At 39.8% G+C, this 20,358-nt stretch carries 21 protein-coding genes, 1 tRNA gene and 1 other RNA gene; 2 read left to right on the top strand and 21 right to left on the bottom strand.

Annotation, left to right across the window (positions count from 1 at the left end; translation table 11 throughout):
• Positions 1 to 223 precede the first annotated feature (223 nt).
• The 7 genes from FQ204_RS02195 to ssrA all read right to left on the bottom strand — a co-directional run bounded on the left by FQ204_RS02195 (position 224) and on the right by ssrA (position 4,218).
• On the bottom strand, positions 224 to 898 hold the full coding sequence (locus FQ204_RS02195; protein WP_144208051.1) for a DnaD domain-containing protein: 675 nt from the start codon (positions 896 to 898) through the stop codon (positions 224 to 226).
• 8 nt (positions 899 to 906) lie between these two features.
• Positions 907 to 1,851: a homoserine O-acetyltransferase MetA gene (metA, locus tag FQ204_RS02190; protein ID WP_144208048.1), complete on the bottom strand. Its 945-nt coding sequence runs from the start codon at positions 1,849 to 1,851 to the stop codon at positions 907 to 909.
• Positions 1,852 to 1,950: 99 nt separating this feature from the next.
• Complete coding sequence (locus tag FQ204_RS02185; RefSeq protein WP_144208044.1) at positions 1,951 to 2,463, bottom strand: adenine phosphoribosyltransferase; 513 nt, start codon at positions 2,461 to 2,463, stop codon at positions 1,951 to 1,953.
• Positions 2,464 to 2,554: 91 nt separating this feature from the next.
• Positions 2,555 to 3,250, bottom strand: a complete 696-nt coding sequence (locus FQ204_RS02180; protein ID WP_144208041.1) for an LrgB family protein — start codon at positions 3,248 to 3,250, stop codon at positions 2,555 to 2,557.
• The gene (locus FQ204_RS02175) at positions 3,243 to 3,623 is read right to left on the bottom strand and encodes a CidA/LrgA family protein (RefSeq protein ID WP_144208038.1); all 381 of its coding nucleotides are present in this window, start codon (positions 3,621 to 3,623) and stop codon (positions 3,243 to 3,245) included. The genes FQ204_RS02180 and FQ204_RS02175 overlap by 8 nt, the downstream gene beginning before the upstream one ends.
• 149 nt (positions 3,624 to 3,772) lie before the next feature.
• Positions 3,773 to 3,860 (bottom strand) — tRNA-Ser (locus FQ204_RS02170).
• Positions 3,861 to 3,868: 8 nt separating this feature from the next.
• Positions 3,869 to 4,218: a transfer-messenger RNA gene (ssrA, locus tag FQ204_RS02165) on the bottom strand.
• Positions 4,219 to 4,353: 135 nt separating this feature from the next.
• Between ssrA and FQ204_RS02160 the strand changes: the two genes are divergently transcribed.
• Positions 4,354 to 5,346 carry a YdcF family protein gene (locus FQ204_RS02160; protein ID WP_144208035.1) on the top strand — a complete coding sequence of 331 codons (993 nt, stop codon included), beginning with the start codon at positions 4,354 to 4,356 and terminating at the stop codon, positions 5,344 to 5,346.
• Positions 5,347 to 5,433: 87 nt separating this feature from the next.
• Positions 5,434 to 6,576: a low temperature requirement protein A gene (locus tag FQ204_RS02155; RefSeq protein ID WP_144208032.1), complete on the top strand. Its 1,143-nt coding sequence runs from the start codon at positions 5,434 to 5,436 to the stop codon at positions 6,574 to 6,576.
• 602 nt (positions 6,577 to 7,178) lie between these two features.
• Here the strand turns inward: FQ204_RS02155 and FQ204_RS02150 are convergent.
• The 14 genes from FQ204_RS02150 to FQ204_RS02085 form a co-directional block, all read right to left on the bottom strand.
• Positions 7,179 to 8,951, bottom strand: coding sequence for an ABC transporter ATP-binding protein (locus FQ204_RS02150; RefSeq protein WP_144208028.1), 1,773 nt, complete (start codon positions 8,949 to 8,951; stop codon positions 7,179 to 7,181).
• A 13-nt stretch (positions 8,952 to 8,964) separates the two neighbouring features.
• On the bottom strand, positions 8,965 to 10,704 hold the full coding sequence (locus FQ204_RS02145; protein ID WP_144208025.1) for an ABC transporter ATP-binding protein: 1,740 nt from the start codon (positions 10,702 to 10,704) through the stop codon (positions 8,965 to 8,967).
• A gap of 290 nt (positions 10,705 to 10,994) precedes the next feature.
• On the bottom strand, positions 10,995 to 11,840 hold the full coding sequence (locus FQ204_RS02140) for a DNA/RNA non-specific endonuclease (RefSeq protein ID WP_144208023.1): 846 nt from the start codon (positions 11,838 to 11,840) through the stop codon (positions 10,995 to 10,997).
• Positions 11,841 to 12,046: 206 nt separating this feature from the next.
• The gene (locus FQ204_RS02135) at positions 12,047 to 12,223 is read right to left on the bottom strand and encodes a DNA-directed RNA polymerase subunit beta (RefSeq protein ID WP_144208020.1); all 177 of its coding nucleotides are present in this window, start codon (positions 12,221 to 12,223) and stop codon (positions 12,047 to 12,049) included.
• Positions 12,216 to 13,496, bottom strand: a complete 1,281-nt coding sequence (murA, locus tag FQ204_RS02130; RefSeq protein WP_144208017.1) for a UDP-N-acetylglucosamine 1-carboxyvinyltransferase — start codon at positions 13,494 to 13,496, stop codon at positions 12,216 to 12,218. Before murA ends, FQ204_RS02135 begins: the two co-directional genes overlap by 8 nt.
• 38 nt (positions 13,497 to 13,534) lie before the next feature.
• A complete protein-coding gene (locus FQ204_RS02125) occupies positions 13,535 to 13,765 on the bottom strand; it encodes a DUF1146 family protein (RefSeq protein WP_144208014.1) in 231 nt (76 codons plus the stop codon).
• 103 nt (positions 13,766 to 13,868) lie between these two features.
• On the bottom strand, positions 13,869 to 14,288 hold the full coding sequence (locus tag FQ204_RS02120; RefSeq protein WP_144208011.1) for a F0F1 ATP synthase subunit epsilon: 420 nt from the start codon (positions 14,286 to 14,288) through the stop codon (positions 13,869 to 13,871).
• Between the two features lie 10 nt (positions 14,289 to 14,298).
• Positions 14,299 to 15,705, bottom strand: a complete 1,407-nt coding sequence (atpD, locus tag FQ204_RS02115) for a F0F1 ATP synthase subunit beta (RefSeq protein ID WP_144208008.1) — start codon at positions 15,703 to 15,705, stop codon at positions 14,299 to 14,301.
• A 34-nt stretch (positions 15,706 to 15,739) separates the two neighbouring features.
• A complete protein-coding gene (locus FQ204_RS02110; protein WP_144208005.1) occupies positions 15,740 to 16,618 on the bottom strand; it encodes a F0F1 ATP synthase subunit gamma in 879 nt (292 codons plus the stop codon).
• A 15-nt stretch (positions 16,619 to 16,633) separates the two neighbouring features.
• A complete protein-coding gene (gene atpA, locus FQ204_RS02105; protein WP_144208001.1) occupies positions 16,634 to 18,139 on the bottom strand; it encodes a F0F1 ATP synthase subunit alpha in 1,506 nt (501 codons plus the stop codon).
• Between the two features lie 15 nt (positions 18,140 to 18,154).
• Positions 18,155 to 18,691: a F0F1 ATP synthase subunit delta gene (locus tag FQ204_RS02100; RefSeq protein WP_144207998.1), complete on the bottom strand. Its 537-nt coding sequence runs from the start codon at positions 18,689 to 18,691 to the stop codon at positions 18,155 to 18,157.
• The gene (gene atpF, locus FQ204_RS02095; protein WP_144207995.1) at positions 18,691 to 19,185 is read right to left on the bottom strand and encodes a F0F1 ATP synthase subunit B; all 495 of its coding nucleotides are present in this window, start codon (positions 19,183 to 19,185) and stop codon (positions 18,691 to 18,693) included. Before atpF ends, FQ204_RS02100 begins: the two co-directional genes overlap by 1 nt.
• A 14-nt stretch (positions 19,186 to 19,199) precedes the next feature.
• Positions 19,200 to 19,913 carry a F0F1 ATP synthase subunit A gene (gene atpB / locus FQ204_RS02090; protein WP_144207992.1) on the bottom strand — a complete coding sequence of 238 codons (714 nt, stop codon included), beginning with the start codon at positions 19,911 to 19,913 and terminating at the stop codon, positions 19,200 to 19,202.
• A 39-nt stretch (positions 19,914 to 19,952) separates the two neighbouring features.
• On the bottom strand, positions 19,953 to 20,153 hold the full coding sequence (locus FQ204_RS02085) for a F0F1 ATP synthase subunit C (protein ID WP_003025282.1): 201 nt from the start codon (positions 20,151 to 20,153) through the stop codon (positions 19,953 to 19,955).
• Positions 20,154 to 20,358 lie beyond the last annotated feature (205 nt).

The following is a 20,358-nucleotide window of genomic DNA, read 5'->3' as shown; positions in this document are numbered from 1 at the left end:
ATGGAAGAATTTACAATACTTTTAGAAGAAATAGAAGATTTCTCTTATCCAAATGATTGGTTTTTGACATTTTTGTATTCAGTTTTGAGGAAATCAGCATCAAAAATAGGCTCTATAATTTCTGAAGCGGTAGATCTACTTCAGAGATTATAGAACCTCTATTATTCTTTCTGCCATTACTTATCTCATGGTCAATCTTTCATGAAAAATAAACTCCGATATCTTAATCACGCCACAAATCCATAGCTTTCAAAAAGTCATCCGATACAGTAATATTTTGCGGATTAGTCGCTTCACGTTCTTCTCGCTTCGCTTCGACTTGCGCTACTGTTGTAATGCCTTCACGGCGCCAATTTCGCAAGATTGCTTGGATATATTTCCAATTTGCTTTACCGTTAAAAACAGCTTCGCGAAGAGCAGCTGTGACGAGTTCTGGACTAGTCTGATCATCTTGAATTGTTTTTGTTAAATCTTCAATTTCAAACGGTGTCAAGAGACGGCCTAATTCTTGCTGAAAAGTTTCGACCAAGTCTTTTAAAACATTTTGAGAAACAGCTTGCGCAACAGTTGAGCGACTTTCTACAATTTCATCCAATCGTTCAAGCGCTGGCAGCGCATCAAAAACTGCCTCAATTTCACCATTGAGTGCAATTGTTTTGTACTGCAACAATCCCTTTTCTGTCAGATTTGACATAGAGCGATTGACCTCTGCAACGGATTTCCCAATACTTTCCGCAATCTGAACAGGAGAAATCTCTTCTAGCGACGTTGTATTTTGCAAATAGAAAAATTGCCAGACCAAAAAGTCATCACTATTATCAAATATCTCATGAAAATGAAAAAGAAGCTCAGTTGGCAATACTAAATTGCCCGTCTTATACGCTGATAAATAAGTCATAGCACCTCTTATAAATAAGCAAACAAGGAAACATCATTCGCTGCATTTTCCCAGTCAAATGGCGTTTCTTGGTAAACAGCATAGTTGATCCAATTGTTGAAAAACAGCGCCGCAGCTAGATTCCATCGCAAACACGGAGTTGAAGTAACATCATCATTTTTGAAATAATTTTCTGGAACATGCGGATTCAATCCTTCATCTATATCTCGAAAATATTCTTTTGCCAACGTATCGCGATCATATTCTAAATGTCCAAAACTATATACCTCGCGAAGATCACGGCTTGCCACAACAGAGACACCGACCTCTTTTCCACAAGCTAAAATTTCCAAATTACTCTTATTTAGAATGTCTTCTTTGCAAACTTCTGTATAGCGCGAATGAGGTGCCGCATACTCATCATCAAAGCCGCGAAACAATAGACTTGGTTTTTCTGGTGTGGATTGACTGTAAATGCCAGACAACTTACGGTTCATCTGGTGTTTGGCGATACCATAGCGAGCATAGAGACCCGCTTGCGCTCCCCAACAAATATGCAAAGTAGAGTAAACATGCGATTTAGACCAGTCAATAACTTGATGAAATTCTTCCCAGTAATCTACTGCTTCAAAAGATAAATGTTCAACTGGCGCTCCAGTGACAATCAAACCATCAAAATAACGATCTTTTATCTCATCAAAAGTCTTATAAAAAGTCTCCAAATAATCTGCATGCGTCGTTTTAAACGTATGAGAAGTCATGTAAAGAAATTCAATACGAAGTTGCAATGGCGTATTTGCTAAATGACGCAACAACTGTGTTTCTGTCACTGTCTTTTGCGGCATTAAATTCAAAATCAAGATATTCAGAGGACGAATATCTTGGTGTTCTGCACGCTCGTCATCCATGACAAAGATATTCTCAGATCTTAAAATGTCAACAGCTGGTAATTTCTTATCAATTTTAATGGGCATGAAAATATCTCCTTTTACTTTCTGCTTTTATTATACTGAAAGGAGATATAGTTTTCAATTATACTTTTTCTTCAACAAGATATAGCTTTTATTTATACCTTAATAATGCATGAGAACTTTGTAATCGTAGTCACCAATAGCTTCGCGGCCTTTTAGCTCGTCTAATTCAATAAGGAAAGCACAACCTGCAACGATACCGCCTAGTCGTTCAATCATTTCGATTGTTGCTTTAACCGTTCCACCCGTTGCAAGGAGATCATCAACGATCAGTACACGCTGTCCAGGTTTGATAGAGTCTGCGTGCATTGTTAATGTATCTACACCATACTCTTTTTCATAACTAGCTGAGATAACCTCACGAGGCAATTTCCCAGGCTTACGTACTGGAGCAAAACCAATTCCAAGTTCATAAGCTACCGGACACCCAACAATAAATCCACGCGCTTCTGGTCCGACAATCATGTCAATTTTCTTGTCCGTAGCATATTGGACAATTTCACGAATGGCATAGCTATAAGCATTTCCATCTGCCATCAATGGGCTAATGTCGCGAAATAAAATCCCTTCTTGTGGGTAGTTTTCAATGGTTGCAATATAATCTTTTAAATCCATAGCTATCTTTCTATCAAAAAGTTTTTACTCTCTATTATATCATGTTTTTTAGGAAATGGGGCAGAAAACATATTGAGCACATGATTTTGTGCTATTTTAAAATAATACTTGCAACAATTGGACTGACAATCACATACATAATCCCTGTCACACCAATAGCAAGACCAGCCATAGCTCCTGCAACCTGTCCGTATTTAAAGGCTGTTCCTGTTCCAACAGCATGTCCCGTTCCTCCAAGAGCTAAACCTACTGCAACAGGATCTTTAATTTTTAAAATTCTTAAAACAGTCGGTCCGATCACACTTGTCAAGATTCCTGTTGCTACTACGACCACCAACGTCACCGTCGTCAGCCCTTGCATTTTATCCGTAATTCCAACCGCCATAGCTGTTGTCACTGATTTGGGAAAGAGTGAAATTGCTAAGAAAAAATCCATTCCAAAAGCCTTAGCGACCAAGGCCGTAAAACTGGTGTTCACTACCACTGCTACAAAAGTACCAATCAAAATGCTTCTGGCATGGTGTTTCATGAGATGAAATGTTTTATACAAAGGAATTCCCAGCGCAACCGTTGACGGCACAATGAGATTATTCAAATACGTTCCACCTACATAGTAATGTTTATAAGAAATTCCTGTCAATTTTAAAAATACAATGACAAATATGGTGGCTAGCAACAAAGGTGTTGTCAGAGGATGTGGAAACCTACGAAAAATCAACATTCCTACCAAATAAGCAAAGATTGATAAAGCCAAACCAAATAAAGGATTGCCCCACAAATTAGACATTTCTTGTTTCTCCTTCTCCGTAATTTCCTTCAAAGCGGTTTTTGATAAAATGAACGACTAATGCAATGACAATCACATTGATCACAATCGCTCCAATAATAATCAAAACAATTGGCAGCAGATAAGGCGCAATGACATGAAATTTATCCATAATTCCGACCGCTGGCGGCAAAAATAGAATCGTCATATTGGCTAATAAAAAATTTCCCACCATACTCACATGCCGTAATCTGAGAATTTTAAATTGCAAAGCCAAGAAAAGAAGAACGAGTCCAATAATGCTTCCTGGAATTGGCAAATGAAAAAGATAGGAAATCCCTTCTCCTATCAAAGAAATCGAAAAAATAATCATCAACTGTACATATAATTTCACGAGAAACCTCCAAACTTTCTAGTAACAGTCTACTACTTTTCAGAAAAAATTCAATGCTTTTCAAAAAATAAATGAGTGAATCCGTTCTCTTCACTCATTTTATCTTCTAGCAAGAAAAAAACGCCACTAACGAGCGTTTTGTAACAAAACGGAAGACATGGGATTCGAACCCACGCACGCTTTCACACGCCTACTGCGTTTCCAACACAGCCTCTTAAGCCTCTTGAGTAATCTTCCATATTTAATAATGGAGCCGGTGGGAATTGAACCCACGTCCAAACACCTGCCAACACATTTGTCTACAACCATAGGTTATGTATTGGATTTAACTTCGCTTTGACACATAACTCAAGCCCAAGCTAAGCGAGTCTATCAGTCTCTTATCAAGCCCCTAGACAAGGCTTAATCGTATCTCGCTGTTATTAAGACCAATCATCGAACACGAGCGATCCGAATCTGGTCACGCTGGCTGTTTTTTAGGCAGCTAAAGCGTAAGAATTATTATTTTTTGCAGTTATATTTAACTGGCGCTTTACATCCGCTCGATGAGTCGCAAAATGTGCCTCATAATGCCTGTCGAATCCGTAACGACCCCAAGACATAAAAATATTATACCATATTTCTAAATAATATTTCAATTTTTAAGTCCATTGTTTTTTAAATCTACTTTTTGCAGGAACTTTTATGCTATACTAAAAAGGAATCTGTTTGAAAGGATTGTTATCACATTATGGTCTTGCATCTTATTTGGCTTCTTCCTGCTCTTCTTTTTCTTGTCTTGTTTTATATAGAACCAAGGCGACTCTTCAATGCGTATTTGCTTAGTATCGTTTTAATTTTATTTGCCGCTATCGTTTCTGGTTTGTTTGTGATTCATATGGAACAACTTGTCAATAGAAATCTGGCAATGCTTTCTTTGCTTATCTTGGCACTTTTCATTCCTTTGAGTGTCATAATTTCAACCATTTATCTCATTTTTAATGGCAAACAGATGATGACCTTTGAAGGCAGGCGTTTAGCAAACCTCCTCTCCTTCTTTTATGGGCTCGCTATTGCTCTTTCCCTAGCGCTTACTTTTTTCTTTCCTCATTTTATCTTTCTTCATAGAATTCTATCTCTTACAAATGGACTTCTAATTTATGGTAGCTATCTTTATGTGACCTATATCCTTTACGGTTTTGTTTATAATGTATTGCCCGTTATAAAACATCCAGACTACATCATCATCTTAGGGTCTGGTTTGATAGGAGACAAGGTTCCACCTCTTCTCGCTCAACGGCTTGAAAAAGGAAAGACGATATATGAAAAATTTAATAACAGTCCTAAAATTGTCGTGTCTGGCGGGCAAGGTACGGACGAAAAATTAGCCGAAGCAGATGCTATGGCACAGTATTTAAGGCAAGCTGGTATTTCAGAGGAAGATATTATTGTGGAACGGAAATCAACAACTACCTTAGAAAATTTGCGTTTTAGCAAAGCTATTTTGGATGAGAAACGTGAGAAAAATTATCGTTGTCTAGTTGTTACCAATTCTTTCCACTCCTTGCGAGCAGGTATTTACATGCGAAAGCTTGGTTTGAAAGGACGTAGTATAGGTTCCCGAACTGCTCTTTATTTTCTCCCATCGGCTTGGATACGTGAAACAATCGGACTAATCGTGCTGTATTGGAAATGGCATGCTGTTTTTCTTGGATTGTATTTCATTGTCTGGCTCTTTCATTAGTCTTATTTGATAAAACCAAACTAGTTTTTTAGTGTGATTTTTGGTAAAATAAAACCGCTCCAACTTCATATAAGAAAGGAACATCTCATGTCTCAACACAAATCTAAGAGAGTATCTAACTATGAACTCTTTTTTGATTTAGCTTTTGTAATAGCTATTAGCCAATTAACCTCTGCTATCCATGTTAGCACAGTTGGATTCAATGAAATCTTATCTTTTATCGCTGGCAGTATCATCATGCTCAACATCTGGAATAACGAAGCATTCTACTACAATAAATACGGTGATTCACGTCGTGGAGATATTTTCACTATCATCATTTTAATGCTTCTAGTTGGAAATCTTGCTCTCAACTACAATTTTGATATTGAGCGTTTAAGACAAGATTATTCAAGTGTTATCGCCTTTAATATTTTTCTTGCGCTTGTCTACGGAGTGATTGCTATTCAGTATTACCTAAAAGGACGCGCGCTGGGTTTTAATAAAGATATCAAACTCAGTATCGTTTTGCTAGGTATTTATATTCTTTCTGTTCTTCCCGTAGCAATGGGACTCATTCCATACAGCCATTTCATCCTCCCATTTTATCTTTTGCCGCTCATTCTGCCGATTTTTATCAGATCTTACAGCCAATCTCATTTTATGAATTTTCCTCACGCACTAGAGCGAAATCAATTACTGACGATTATTACTTTTGGTGAAACGGTGATTGCTATCATCAAAACTTACCCTTTGGCAAAATCACCATTAGAAGGGGCAGCACTCTTTTTTGGTATGGCAGGACTCTTTATGTTTTATATGTCGCAGACTTTCTTAAATATCAATCATCATCGAGTTGGTTCGACCATGCAACTTTTCTATGCTCATGCCATTATTGTTATCAGTCTTCTTTTCTTTACTGTAGGGCTGGAATTTCTCGTCGATCATCATCACCACGAACAGGGTGCTATTTTCCTCATCGTTGCAATCATTGGCTTTTATTTAGGGGTTTTAATGACATCTGCTTATAACCATGAATTGTATCGTCTAAATGGAGCTGTTCTGATGCGCTTTGCAAGCATTTTAACCCTTGAAGTACTGGCCTTTTATCTTTTGCGCAATCATGTCGCTCTTCTTGGTCTAGCTATGATGTTGATGAACTATCTGATGAATCGCACTGCTATGCTTTATAGAAGAGAATGTCGGGAGCGTCAAAACGTGCCTCACCCAGATCCAAGGCAAAATTTGTGAGATTTTTCATAAGATAGTAAACCCGTGAAGTGAGGAACTCGCGGGTCTTCTATTTGTTATAAACCGAATCAAAACCGTCGACTGGGGCGACGAAGCAAACCAAAACTGGTTCTTACTGTCGACCAGGGCGACGGGATAAACTGAAGTCATTTCATTTCGTCCGCTCGGCTGACAGTGCAAACTAAAACTCATTCATCTCGTCCGCCCGGCTGACAGTATAAATCAAAACTAGTTCATTTCGTCCGCCCGGCTGAAACTATAAACCAAAACTACTTCATCTCGTCCGCCCGGCTGACAGTATAAATCAAAACTAGTTCATTTTGTCCGCCCGGCTGAAACTATAAATCAAAACTAGTTCACTTCGTCCGCCCAGCTGACAGTGCAAACTAAAACTTATCCACCTCGTCCGCTGGGCGGACGGAAGAAATGTCATGCAGTTTTGAAGATTTATCAAAAAATAGTTGTGGAACAGAACGGGTGCATTTTAGCTTTATGTCACCAAAGATAAAAAAACACGAACTCGCCCAGATTAGCTAACTGCTAGTCAAGACAGGGTTCGTGTCTTCATTATTTTTTGGAGCTTTGTTCTACTCCCTTATTTGTCAAGCCTCTTTCTTGGCAAACTGACTCGTATATAAATCATAATAGAAACCTTTATCGGCTAGAAGCGATTCATGATTTCCTTGCTCAATGATTTGCCCGTCTTTGAGAACTAAAATCTTGTCCGCCTCTTGAATCGTCGATAAGCGGTGAGCAATGACAAAGCTTGTCCGCCCCTGCATGAGGTTCTTCATCGCTTTTTGAATCAAGAGCTCTAGGCGTGTATCAACGGACGAGGTTGCTTCATCTAAAATCAAGATTTTTGGATCAGCTAATAATGCTCGCGCAATGGTCAGCAATTGTTTTTGCCCCAGCGAAATATTGCTGGATTCCTGATTCATTTCCATATTATAGCCACCTGGAAGCGTCCGAATGAAATGATCGACATTAGCTGCTTTGGCAGCTTCTACAATCTCTTCATCTGTCGCATTCAGATTTCCAAAGCGCAAGTTTTCTTTGACCGTTCCTTCATAAAGCCAAGCGTCTTGCAAGACCATACCAAATTGTTTGCGGTATTCTTGGCGGGATAAATTGCGAATATCATGACCGTCAACAGAAATCGAACCGGCAGTTACATCGTAAAAGCGCATCAGTAGATTGATGAGGGTAGTCTTTCCAGCACCGGTCGGACCGACAATCGCCACCATTTCGCCCGGCTTGACCTCTAAGTTGAAGTCTCGAATGAGCGGTTTGTTTTCCACGTATTGAAAGTCAACATGCTTGAAGCTGACCTGACCTGTCAAATCATGCTCCAAATGCTCTTTTACATCCGTCACTTCGTCTGGTTCATCCAAGACTTGGAAAACACGATCCAACGAAGACTTGGCACTCTGCAATTGCCCAGCCAATTGCGTTAGGTTTTGGATTGGTTGGTTCACTTGCCACACATATTGTACAAATGCTTGCATGTTCCCAATCGTTAATTGTCCAGAAATGACTTGCAAACCACCAACAACCGCCACAATCAGATAGGTCAAATCTGAAACTGCATTCAAAATTGGCATCATCAACCCAGAAATAAAGCTAGCTTTGAAGCCGACTTCTTGGAGATTTTGCGTGATTTCTCGAAAATCTTCTGAAGATGTTTCTTCACGGCCATAAAGTTTCAGCACATTAAAACCAGTTAAATTTTCCTGCACAAATCCATTCATAGCTCCCAGCGCGTCTGCTTGCTTTTTAAAATAAGGCTGCGATTTCTTCAAAATAAAGTTCGCCCCAAAATAGGTCAAAGGAATGCTGGCAATCACGATCAAAGCCAATTGAAAATTGAGATACAAGACCATTCCGATAACCAAGGTAATGGTCAAAACCGCATTGACAACTTGCAGAAATGACTGTTGAAGCGCATTTGAAACAGTTTCTACGTCGCTGGTAAAACGCCCCAGCAAGTCTCCGAATTGATGTTTGTCAAAATAAGAAACTGGAATTTGATTGATTTTAGAACTCAGCTCATTGCGCATGTCGCGTACGGTATTTTGCACCGCATTGGTCATAAAATAATTCGAATAATAAGCACCAATCTCATAGAACAAACCACGTAAGAGATAGAGCGCCATTACCCAAAAGACATATGTGGTATTGATGCTTGCGCCTTCCACTCCCTTTGCCATATCCAGCAAATTTCGTGTTAATTCTGTAATGGCAAGACCAAGTACAAAAGGCTCTAGCACGCTCATTACAACACTTACCACTTTCAAGAAGATAGCAAGGATTACTGAGACTTTATAAACTTTTAAGTAGCTCCACAAACGAATAAAACTATGTTGTTTTTTCATTTTCTCTTCCCTCCTATCCTTCTTCTGTTAGTGATTGGCTATTGAGTTGAGAATTGGCAATTTCGCGATAGATATCGTTATCTTGCATCAATTCTTCATGCGTTCCGCGGCCGACGATTTCTCCCTTATCAAGGACAATAATCTGGTCAGCATCCATAATGGTTCCCACGCGTTGTGCAACAATCAAAACTGTCGCATTTTGCGTGACTTCCTTTAGTCTGCTGCGGAGAATGGCATCGGTCTTATAGTCCAAAGCAGAGAACGAATCATCAAAAATATAAATATCTGGCTCTTTTACGACTGCACGCGCAATGGAGAGACGTTGCTTTTGACCACCAGAAAGATTGCTTCCACCTTCTGCCAAATGCGTTTCAAAACGCTCTTCCTTGCTTTCGATAAAGTCTCTCGCTTGTGCCACATCTGCTGCTTGTACCAATTCCTCACGACTAGCATTTTCTTTCCCATAGCGGAGATTTTCTGCGATTGTGCCGGTAAAGAGTAGAGCTTTTTGTGGGATGAAGCCTATCTTCTGCCGCAGTGCTTTTAGATTATAAGAACGTACATCCACCCCGTCCACTAAAATCTTTCCAAGTGTCACGTCATAGAAGCGCGGAATCAATTGCACCAATGAGGACTTCCCTGATCCAGTCGATCCGATAAAAGCAATCGTTTCACCAGGCTTGGCTTTGAACGAAATATTGTGCAATACTGGGCTTTCTGTCTCGCCGGGATAAGCGAAAGTAACATTGTCAAATTCTAAATAACCGCGACTGTCCGTCTCCGTCACACCATCTTCATTTGGATTGATCGAAATCGGCATTTCCATCACTTCTTTCAACCGTTCACTAGAAACAGCGGTTCTAGGATACATGGTGAACAGACTGGACAGCAACAGGAATGACAGCAATGCATGAAAACTGTACTCGATAAAAGCAACCAAATCCCCAATCTGCAAGTCTCCTGTACCAAGCGGTTTTAAAGCAGACCAGACAATGGCAACAATCATCGCAATGATAATTTGAACAAAGAGCGGCTCTGTCAATCCTGTTAATTTGAATAACCGATTGGAATTATCCGCATAAATATCATTTTGTGAAGCAAAGCGCTCTTCTTGAAATTCTTCTCGTGCAAAAGCTCGAATGACACGCAGACCCGTTAAATTTTCACGCGCATATTGATTGATTTTGTCTAACGTTTTTTGTTGCTTTTCTGACAAAGGCCGTGTTTTAACCGCCACATACCAAACGACAATGCCAAGAAAAGGAACGGAAATTGCGACAATCCAAGCCAAAGAAGGGCTAGTGACAAAAATCATCATCACACTAGAAATCATCATCATAGGCGTGATGACACCCATTTTTAAGGATTGTTCTGCAAATTGCATCAAAACAAAGGCGTCACTGGTAATCCGTGTCACCAAAGATGAAACACCAATCTGTTCGTATTCATGGTGTGAATACTCTTGCAACTTGTCATAGACATCATTGCGCATGTCACGCACCATGCTCGTTGTCAACTTACCAGCCGCATAAGAAAGTACGATACGTCCAAAAATCCCCAGCAAAATCACAACAAGCATCACAATCGCCCAATAATACAAACGATTGCTATCCCCTTGGTTAATCCCTTCGTCAATCATCCGTGCTAAAACAGTCGGCAAGCCGAGATTTACCACAACAAAGAAGATAGCACCAAAGAAATCCAACATCAACCATTTGGGATATTTTTTCAAATAAGACCAAATATACTTCATGTTTCTCCTCCCTACATCATAAAATAAATCCACAATAAAAAAGCACCAACGCACTTTTTAGACAAAATGGGAGTGGGACAGAACTTATCTTGAAAAATTTAAGTTCGTAGTCCCACCCCCGCAAGGGTGATTAGGTGCTCTTTCGAGCTTGAAAAGCGAATAAAGAATCCAATCACCTACTGCGTCATTCGCTTATCACTAAATTAGATAGAGGCTGAGATACTTTTTGTCCGACCTCATGTAAAAACAGTATAACAAAAAGATGATAAAAATGCAAAATTATTAAAAACTTAGTTGGTGACGATCACTTCTCCTGTTTGATAATTTAACCGAATTCCTGTCTGTACATTGGGAACAAAAACATTTATTTCCAGACTGCCATCATTAGATTTGCCTTCAATATGCGAACCAACTGGCACCAAATCCTGTTCATTGGCATAAATCAAAGTCACCCGATACCGAACTCGTTTATTTTTGTCTAGTGCCTTACGGACCTTTGTTTCATAAAAATTTTGACCCGTAGAATGACTAGTATTGGCTTGATTGGCCCAAGCTGTTTGCACAGCGATGTTTTTCGGGTTGCTGGTCGAAGCATCAAAACCTTTCAAATTACCAATCAAAGCATAACCCAGCAAATGTCCACGGTCAACTGCATGGTTGTATTCACCTGATAAATGCTTGACTTGATGCCAACCAGCAGGTGTCCACGTCGTTGAGCCATTTCCTGTCTCTTCACGGCTTCTATATTGGCGAGTTGCTTTGGATAAAAGAGCATTGGCTACAGTCGGAACAGTTTGTCCTCTAACTAATTTTGTCTTATTATCCGCATAAGGAACACTTGCAACTTTGGCATCCAATGTTGTTTGATTTTCGTTAACTATGAATGCTCCTGCTCCATTCCACTCGATTTTCCCCCTGAGCTGTCGCTTAACAGGTTCTGTCAAAACACTCTGTGCTAATTCTTGACTGGGTGCTGCATGATTCTTACGAATACTCCTGTTAATAGCAGTGCTGTCAGAAGGCTTCGTACCACCATGATGATTGCTAAAAGAATAACCTCCCAGCGCAAGAACGAGTGCAAGAAATACGCCTACTACACTTTGCGCTACTTTCTGGTTGGATTTCTTTCTCGCCATTTCTACTCCCCTTTTAAATAAATAGGAGGGGGTGGGACTACAAAGTCTATTTCAATGAAATCATGACTTTTGTCTCACTCCCTCAAAGTTATTAACTTCTAAAAACTGATCCGCTCAATAACTAGAAGTCACGCAACTACTGCGTGTAATCGAACATTATTTGAATGAGAGGTCAATTTTATTTCGACCTCTTCTTGCTATTAAGATTATTGTCCTGTAAATTTGCTGATAATCTCCTGCCACTTATCTGGCGATAAAATATTCCATGGATTTTTGCCACCGTAGCCAACAACTAAGCCAAGTGCAAACAAAATCAACCCCAACAATAAGACTATCAGAACAATTCCGACTTGTTTCCCAACGTATTTCAAATCATTATTCATCGTCTTCTTCCTTCACTCGCTTCACATTTGCGCCTAAGTTAGCCAACTTTTTATGAAATTGGTAATAGCCTCTATCCAAATGAGTTAGTTGTCCTACTTTTGTTTCACCTTCTGCAACCAAGCCCGTCAAAATCAGTGCGGCACTTGCACGCAAGTCTGTTGACATCACTTCTGCTCCCTGCAAAGCTTGACCACCAACGATACGAGCTGTGTCCCGCATAATTTCTGAGTGCAAGCCCATCCGACGCATTTCTTCCAGATGTTGGAAACGGTTCTCAAAAACAGTCTCAATCATAGTGGATTCACCCTTGGCAACCGTCATCAAGGCTGTAAATTGCGCCTGCATATCTGTCGGAAAACCGGGATGAGGAAGAGTTTTGACATTGACAGCTTTTAGTTTAGACAAATCGGAACGAATCCGAATCCCTTCGTCCTCTTCGGTAACAGACACACCCATTTCCATCAGTTTCGCAATGAGGGGACGATTATGCTCCCAGATAGCGTCTTGGACAAGAACATTGCCACCAGTCATAGCAGCTGCTACCATAAAAGTTCCGGCTTCGATACGGTCTTGTACCACGCTGTGACTTGTACCAGTCAGTTCTGTAACTCCAGTAATCGTTAATGTTTCCGTACCTGCACCACGGACTTTAGCTCCCATTTTATTTAACAAAACAGCCAAATCTACAATTTCCGGCTCCCGAGCTGCATTTTCAATGACGGTCACACCATCTGCTAACGTTGCTGCCATCATAATGTTTTGCGTCGCACCTACACTTGGAAAGTCCATATAGATATGAGCTCCATGCAGTCGATCAGCTTTTGCTTCGATGAATCCAGCCGTCTGCTTAATTTCAGCTCCCATTGCCTCTAAACCTTTCAAATGAAGATCAATAGGACGGCTGCCAATCGTACAGCCACCTGGCATGGAAACTTTTGCGTGACCATTGCGCGCCAAAATAGGACCTAATACTACGATAGAAGCCCGCATTTTACTTACATATTTATAGGGTGCTTCTTCGCCCAATGGTTGAGTAGCATCCACCGTAATCTTGTTTTCTTCTTGCTCAAAGGTTACTTTTGTATTCAACCCACGAACCACATTGTTCATCGTAAACACATCGGATAGAACAGGAACATTTGTAAGAGTTGTTTTCCCTGTTTTTGCTAAAATAGTGGCTGCAAGCAAAGGCAAAACAGCATTTTTGGCACCTTCAATTTTAACCGAACCGACTAACGGATTTGAACCACCTTGTATAATAATTTTATCCATATTTTCTCCAAAACACCTATTGTATTTCTTTTCTCATCTTATAAATTGCTATTAAACACATCACGTCCCAATGTATAGAGACTAAGGAAGAAAGAGCTGAGCAAAAACCCTAACGCAATACTAAGCAGTAAAATTAAAAATCGAATCTTAAGAGCATTGTCAGCATTCACCTTCAATAGTTTTTCCCAATTCACAACAGTAGAAAGTAAGTGAAATGAAAGAAAAATAAAAATCATGTGGCTACTAAGCGTAAAAATTAACTGAATCATATCCCCATTATACCAAAAAAATAGGTGAGAGCAAACTATCGGACACGAATCATTTACTGATAGCAAAAAAGCCATTATAAAAAGGCCAATTGGCCTTTTCATATTATAGTCTTGTTCCAACGTTAATTCGGTTAATGGCACGTTGAAGGGCAATTCTGGCACGACGTTCTTGGTCAATCAAATGCTTTTCATGTGCTTCTTCAATGTCACGTTCAGCACGTAATTTTGCTCTTTCAGCACGACTGATGTCAATATCGCGAGCACGTTCAGCAGAGTCTGCAACAATAGTAATCAAATTGTCAGCAACTTCGACAATCCCACCATTCACAGCGATCCAATTAACATGATCTTCATCGTCAATCCGCTTCACTTTGACCTCATCGACAGCCAAAACAGCAATCATATTTTCATGATGCGGTAAAATCCCCATTTCTCCATCAAGAGTTTTAACGGAAACAAACGTTGCATGGTGATCAAAAACCAGACCATCCGGTGTAACGATTTGTACTGTCATTTGAGCCATAGGTCACCTCTTAGAATCCCATTTTTTCAGCTTTAGCAACAACATCTTCGATAGAACCAACACCACGGAAGGCGTCTTCAGGAAGATGATCGTATTTACCTTCAAGAATCTCTTTAAAGCCACGAACTGTATCAGCAACGGGCACATAAGATCCTGGTTGACCGGTAAATTGTTCCGCAACATTAAAGTTTTGTGACAAGAAGAACTGAATCCGACGTGCGCGAGCAACCAATGTCTTTTCTTCGTCTGACAATTCATCCATACCCAGAATAGCAATAATATCTTGCAATTCATGGTAACGTTGAAGAACGCGTTTCACTTCTGCTGCAACAGCATAGTGTTCTTCTCCGACAATTTCAGGAGCAAGAGCACGAGAGCTAGAAGCAAGTGGGTCAACTGCTGGGTAAATACCCAACTGAACCAATTTCCGTTCCAAGTTGGTTGTAGAGTCCAAGTGAGCAAATGCTGTCGCTGGTGCTGGGTCTGTGTAGTCATCAGCTGGCACATAGATAGCTTGGATAGAGGTTACAGAACCTTTTTTAGTTGAAGTAATCCGCTCTTGCAATTGTCCCATTTCTGTCGCAAGTGTTGGTTGGTAACCAACGGCTGAAGGCATCCGTCCAAGAAGGGCTGATACTTCAGAACCTGCTTGCGTGAAACGGAAGATGTTGTCAATGAATAACAGCACATCTTGCCCTTCGACATCACGGAAATATTCGGCAATTGTCAAACCTGTAAGAGCCACACGCATACGTGCTCCAGGTGGTTCATTCATTTGACCGAAAACCATGGCTGTTTTTTCAATAACGCCAGATTCTTTCATTTCCCAGTAAAGGTCGTTCCCTTCACGTGTCCGTTCCCCAACACCAGTAAAGACAGAAATTCCACCGTGTTCTTGGGCAATGTTGTGAATCAACTCTTGAATCAAGACGGTTTTTCCAACTCCGGCACCACCGAAGAGACCAACTTTCCCCCCTTTGAGGTAAGGTGCCAAAAGGTCGATCACCTTAATTCCTGTTTCTAAAATTTCTGATGAAGTAGACAACTCATCAAAAGTTGGAGCTTTTTTGTGGATTGGTTGACGTTCTGCATCTTCACCAAACGGAGCATCCAAGTCAATGGTATCTCCTAAAACGTTAAAGACGCGACCGAGTGTTTCTTTCCCGACAGGGACAGAAATTGGACGACCTGTATCTAGGACTTCCATACCACGAGTCAACCCGTCAGTTGATTCCATGGCAATGGTCCGAACCACTCCGTCACCAAGCTCAAGAGCTACTTCAAGGACGATTTTCGATTTTTTTTCGTCATTTTTATAGACTACAAGTGCATTATTTATCTCAGGTAATTTATCACCAGCTGCAAACGCAACGTCAACGACTGGTCCGATAACCTGAGCAATTTTGCCTGAGCTCATTCTTTTCTCCTCTTTATATTTATTTTCTGTGACACTATTCTAGTGCACTTGCACCCGCCACAATCTCAGTAATTTCTTGCGTGATAGCTGCTTGTCTAGCACGATTATACTGAATAGTCAAATCACTGATAACTTTTTTCGCGTTATCTGTTGCTGTCTGCATAGCTGTCATCCCTGCCGCATTTTCCGCCGTTTTCGCATCAATAATAGCCCCATAAATCATACTTTCAGCAAACTGAGGCAACAACTGATCCAAAATGACATCGCGGCTTGATTCCAATTCCAAATTTAAAATGTAATCTTCATCAGCTTCGTTTGGATCCAAATCCACAATTGGAAGCATTTGTTCAACACGCATTTGGCTAGTCAAACTATTGACGTGATGATTATAACAAACATACAATTCATCAAATAATTCGTTTTGATACATTTCAACCGTTTTATTAATGATTTTACGAACCTCATCAAAGCTTGGTTGATCAGCTAAGCCACGTAGTTCATAAATTGGTTGAATACCACGCGCACGAAAGAAGTCCGAGCCCATACTTCCGATTGAAATAATGACAAAGTCATCTTTATCATGATATTCTGCAAAGAGTTCCATCATGGATTTGAGAATAGTTGCATTATAACCACCAACTAAGCCACGATCCGATGTGATCACGATATAAGCTGTTTTCTTAACTGGACGACTAACAAGCATAGGGTGGTATTTGGAATTTTGATCTTCATGTCCATGAAGTAAATCCGTCAACAATTTTCTGACCTTAGAAGCGTAAATTTGAAAATTTTTAGCTGCTTCTTCGGATTTTCCCAACTTTGCAGCAGATACCATCTGCATAGCATTTGTGATTTGACTGGTGTTTTTTGTGGATGCAATTTTATTTTTTATATCATTTAATGAAACTGCCATCTGACACCTCTCTTCTTACTTGAAGCTAGACTGATTGATAAATTCAGTAATTGCAGCATCTAAGACTGCTTCCTCTGGAAGGTCTTTTGTTATACGAATGATTTCGTAGATGTCTTCATGATGTGCATCAAAGTAATCAAACAATTCTGCTTCAAAACGAAGAATATCATTAACCGGCACACTATCTAAGAAGCCATGTGTCAAGGCGTACAAGATAACGACTTGTTTTTCAACTGGTAATGGTTCATGGACAGGCTGTTTCAATACTTCTACCGTCCGACGACCACGGTTTAACTTCGCTTGTGTCGCCGCATCCAAATCACTACCAAACTTAGTAAAGGCCTCTAATTCTCGATAGGAAGCAAGGTCAATACGCAAAGTTCCGGCAACCTTCTTCATCGCTTTTATCTGAGCAGAACCACCTACACGAGATACAGATGATCCGGCATCAATAGCAGGCCGGACGCCTCCATTAAAGAGACTGTCGCTCAAGAAGATTTGACCGTCTGTAATTGAAATTACATTGGTTGCGATGTAAGCTGAAATGTCTCCTGCCTGTGTTTCAATAAATGGCAAGGCTGTAATAGAGCCACCACCTAATTCATCGGAAACTTTAGCAGAACGTTCCAAAAGACGGCTGTGAAGATAGAAAACATCTCCTGGGAAAGCTTCACGACCTGGCGGACGACGAAGTAAAAGTGACAGTTCACGATAAGCTACTGCTTGTTTTGATAAATCATCATAGACAATCAAAACATGTTTGCCATTATACATAAATTCCTCTGCCATTGCTACACCCGCATAAGGAGCCAAAAACAGCAATGGTGATGGTTGAGAAGCTGACGCTGTGACAACGATTGTGTAGTCCAGCGCTCCATACTGACGAAGCGTTTCTACTTGCGTACGAACTGTTGATTCTTTCTGACCAATGGCAACATAGATACAGATCATATCTTGTCCCTTTTGGTTCAAAATCGCATCAATCGCAATACTTGTTTTACCCGTTTGACGGTCTCCGATAATCAATTCCCGTTGACCACGACCGATTGGCACCAAAGCATCAATCGCTTTCAGACCTGTTTGAAGCGGTTCTGATACAGATTTCCGTTGCATAACCCCTGGAGCAGGTGTTTCAACTGGGCGCGTCTTATCTGTCTTAATCTCGCCAAGCCCATCAACCGGACGACCAAGCGGATCCACAACACGACCAATCAAAGCATCTCCGACAGGCACTTCCATGATTTTACCAGTCCGACGGATTGTATCTCCTTCGCGAATATCTGTAAAATCACCCAAAATAATAATCCCAACATCTGTTGATTCTAAGTTTTGTGCCATACCGTATGAGCCATTCTCAAAAATCAACAGCTCACCGCTCATTGCATTGTCAAGACCATGAGCACGGGCGATTCCATCACCAATATATGTGACGACCCCTGTTTCTGTGACGTCAAAATTTGGCTGGAAATTTTCAATTTGTTGCTTAATTAAAGCGCTGATTTCTTGTGCGTTAATCGCCAAAATTCACACCACTTTCTATTTCAAATTTTCTTTTACTGTTTGTAATTGACGTTTAATACTTGCATCAATTGTCTTATTATTAGCAGTGATGATAAAGCCACCAATGAGACTCGCATCCAGTTCTTCTTTTAAGGAACGAACTTGCAATCCAAATTTTCGCTCAATAATCGGAATGATTTTAGCTTTTTGCTCCTCAGACAAAGTCTGAACTGATTTAATCGTCACTTCAAATTCATTACTAATCTTTTCAAGCTGGTGAAGACTTTCTACCAAAATATCATAAAAAAGATCTTCACGATGATTGTGAATAATAACTTCAATGAAATTGTCAATCAAAAGCGAATCAGAGTCTTGAAAATAGCGAAGACTTCTTTCTTTTTCTGTATCATCAACACCAATATGTGATAAAAAAGCGGCTAAATTTGTATTGTCAAAAATGTCTTTGATTTGCTGAAGCTTTTCAAAGACATCTTTTTGTTGCCCTTTTTCGATCACAAGCTGGACAAAAGGTGTGGTATATTTTTCAATTACCGCAAATCTTTTTTTGTCCATTAAGCATCTCCTAGCTTATCAATATAGCGGTCAATCAACTCTTTATGAGCTTCTTGATCCAACTGCTGACCCAAAATTTTGCTAGCAAGATTTACAGTCAAATCAGCTACATCACCTTTAATGCTGTTCATGGCTTCTGCTTTCGTTTGAGCAATTTCTTGATTAGCTTTTTCTTTTAAACGTCCAGCTTCTTCAGCTGCATCTGCCAAAATACCTGCTTTATTTTTTTCAGCAGTTTCTTTAGCATTTTCAATAATTATTGTCGCTTCTTGACGACTACCTGCTAATTCTGTTTCTCTCTTTTGAGCCAAATCTTCTGCTTTTTGACGAGCAGACTCTGCTCCATCAATGTCATCTGAAATTTTCTTAGCGCGTTGCTCAAAAGTACTTGTAATATTATCCCAGGCAAACTTCTTAATTAAAATGATTAACAGAAGAAATGAGCCTGCTACAAGGATAAAATCCCCAATAAGACTACCTAAAGTAATATTCATCTCTTTTCTCCCTTCTATTCCTCACCGTTAATTTTCTTACCTAGATACATAGATGTCAACATGGTAAATACATAGGCTTGAATACATGAAATAAAGACTGAAAAAGCAGTCCAAACAAGATTCAATACAAAAGCTATTGGATACCAGGCAGCAGCTTGCTGTGACAAGGTTAATAACAAGCCAGATAGAACTTCACCTGCATAAATATTACCATAGATACGCAGAGCCAAAGAGGCAAAATTGGTGAATTCTTCCAAGATATTCATTGGAGTCATTCCAGCGGGTGTCGCAAAAGCCTTTAAATAAGCCTTCACTCCACGTCGGCGAATCCCTTCAATGTGACAAATCAAGGTGATGAAAAGTGAAAATCCCAAGTCAAATGCAAGGTTAGCGGTTGGAGATGTCCACAAGTTATAACCATTTGTTGTCTGCACTTTTGCCATCAGCCCAAGGTTATTGGCTACTGCAACGAAAAGGAATAAGGAAAAGATAAATAGAGAATAATTCTTCATGTACTTATCGCCAATATTTCCCTTTGTAAAGCCAATAACAAAATCATAGAGATATTCTAAAACATTTTGCTTTCCCGATGGCTTAAGAGTCATTTTTCGGCTAGCCCAATAAACAAAGGCAAATACGATAACTATTGTCAGAAGAGACATAGCAAGTAGAGTCAAATCAAAGGTCACAGGACCTAAAGTGATGGTTGGATTTACACTTTCTTCCAACGAACTCCACCCCCTTTTCTAAAGGATAACTTTCTTTTCTTATTTAATGATGAATGACATCGCAAGTGTTACGAAGAAAGTACCTTCAATAAAGGCAATCCCCATGATCATAAGTGTTCTCAACTGACCAATGATTTCTGGTTGACGTGATGCTGATTTAAATAGATTTGCCATTAAAAAACCTTCAGCGAGTGAAACACCCATACAGGCAAGACATAATCCAAAAAATGTTAAATTCATGATGAATTCTCCTTTATGTTTAAAATTTACTTACTTAGTTTAGTCCTAAAAATTCTTTTTGTCAAATGTTTTTATGTTTTGGAAACGTTTTATAAGGATTTCTTTCGTTTTCTAAAAAAGCAGGCTATCCTGCAACAATTATGGATTTAGCATAGTAGAAAAGTGAATTTGATTTTACTGTTTAATCTATTGATATATCAAATAG

It is taken from the genome of Streptococcus constellatus (assembly GCF_902167705.1).
GTDB classification, from domain to species: Bacteria; Bacillota; Bacilli; order Lactobacillales; family Streptococcaceae; genus Streptococcus; species Streptococcus constellatus_A.
Note: the sequence above shows the minus strand (reverse complement) of the source record. Positions and strands in the feature narration are given on the sequence as shown.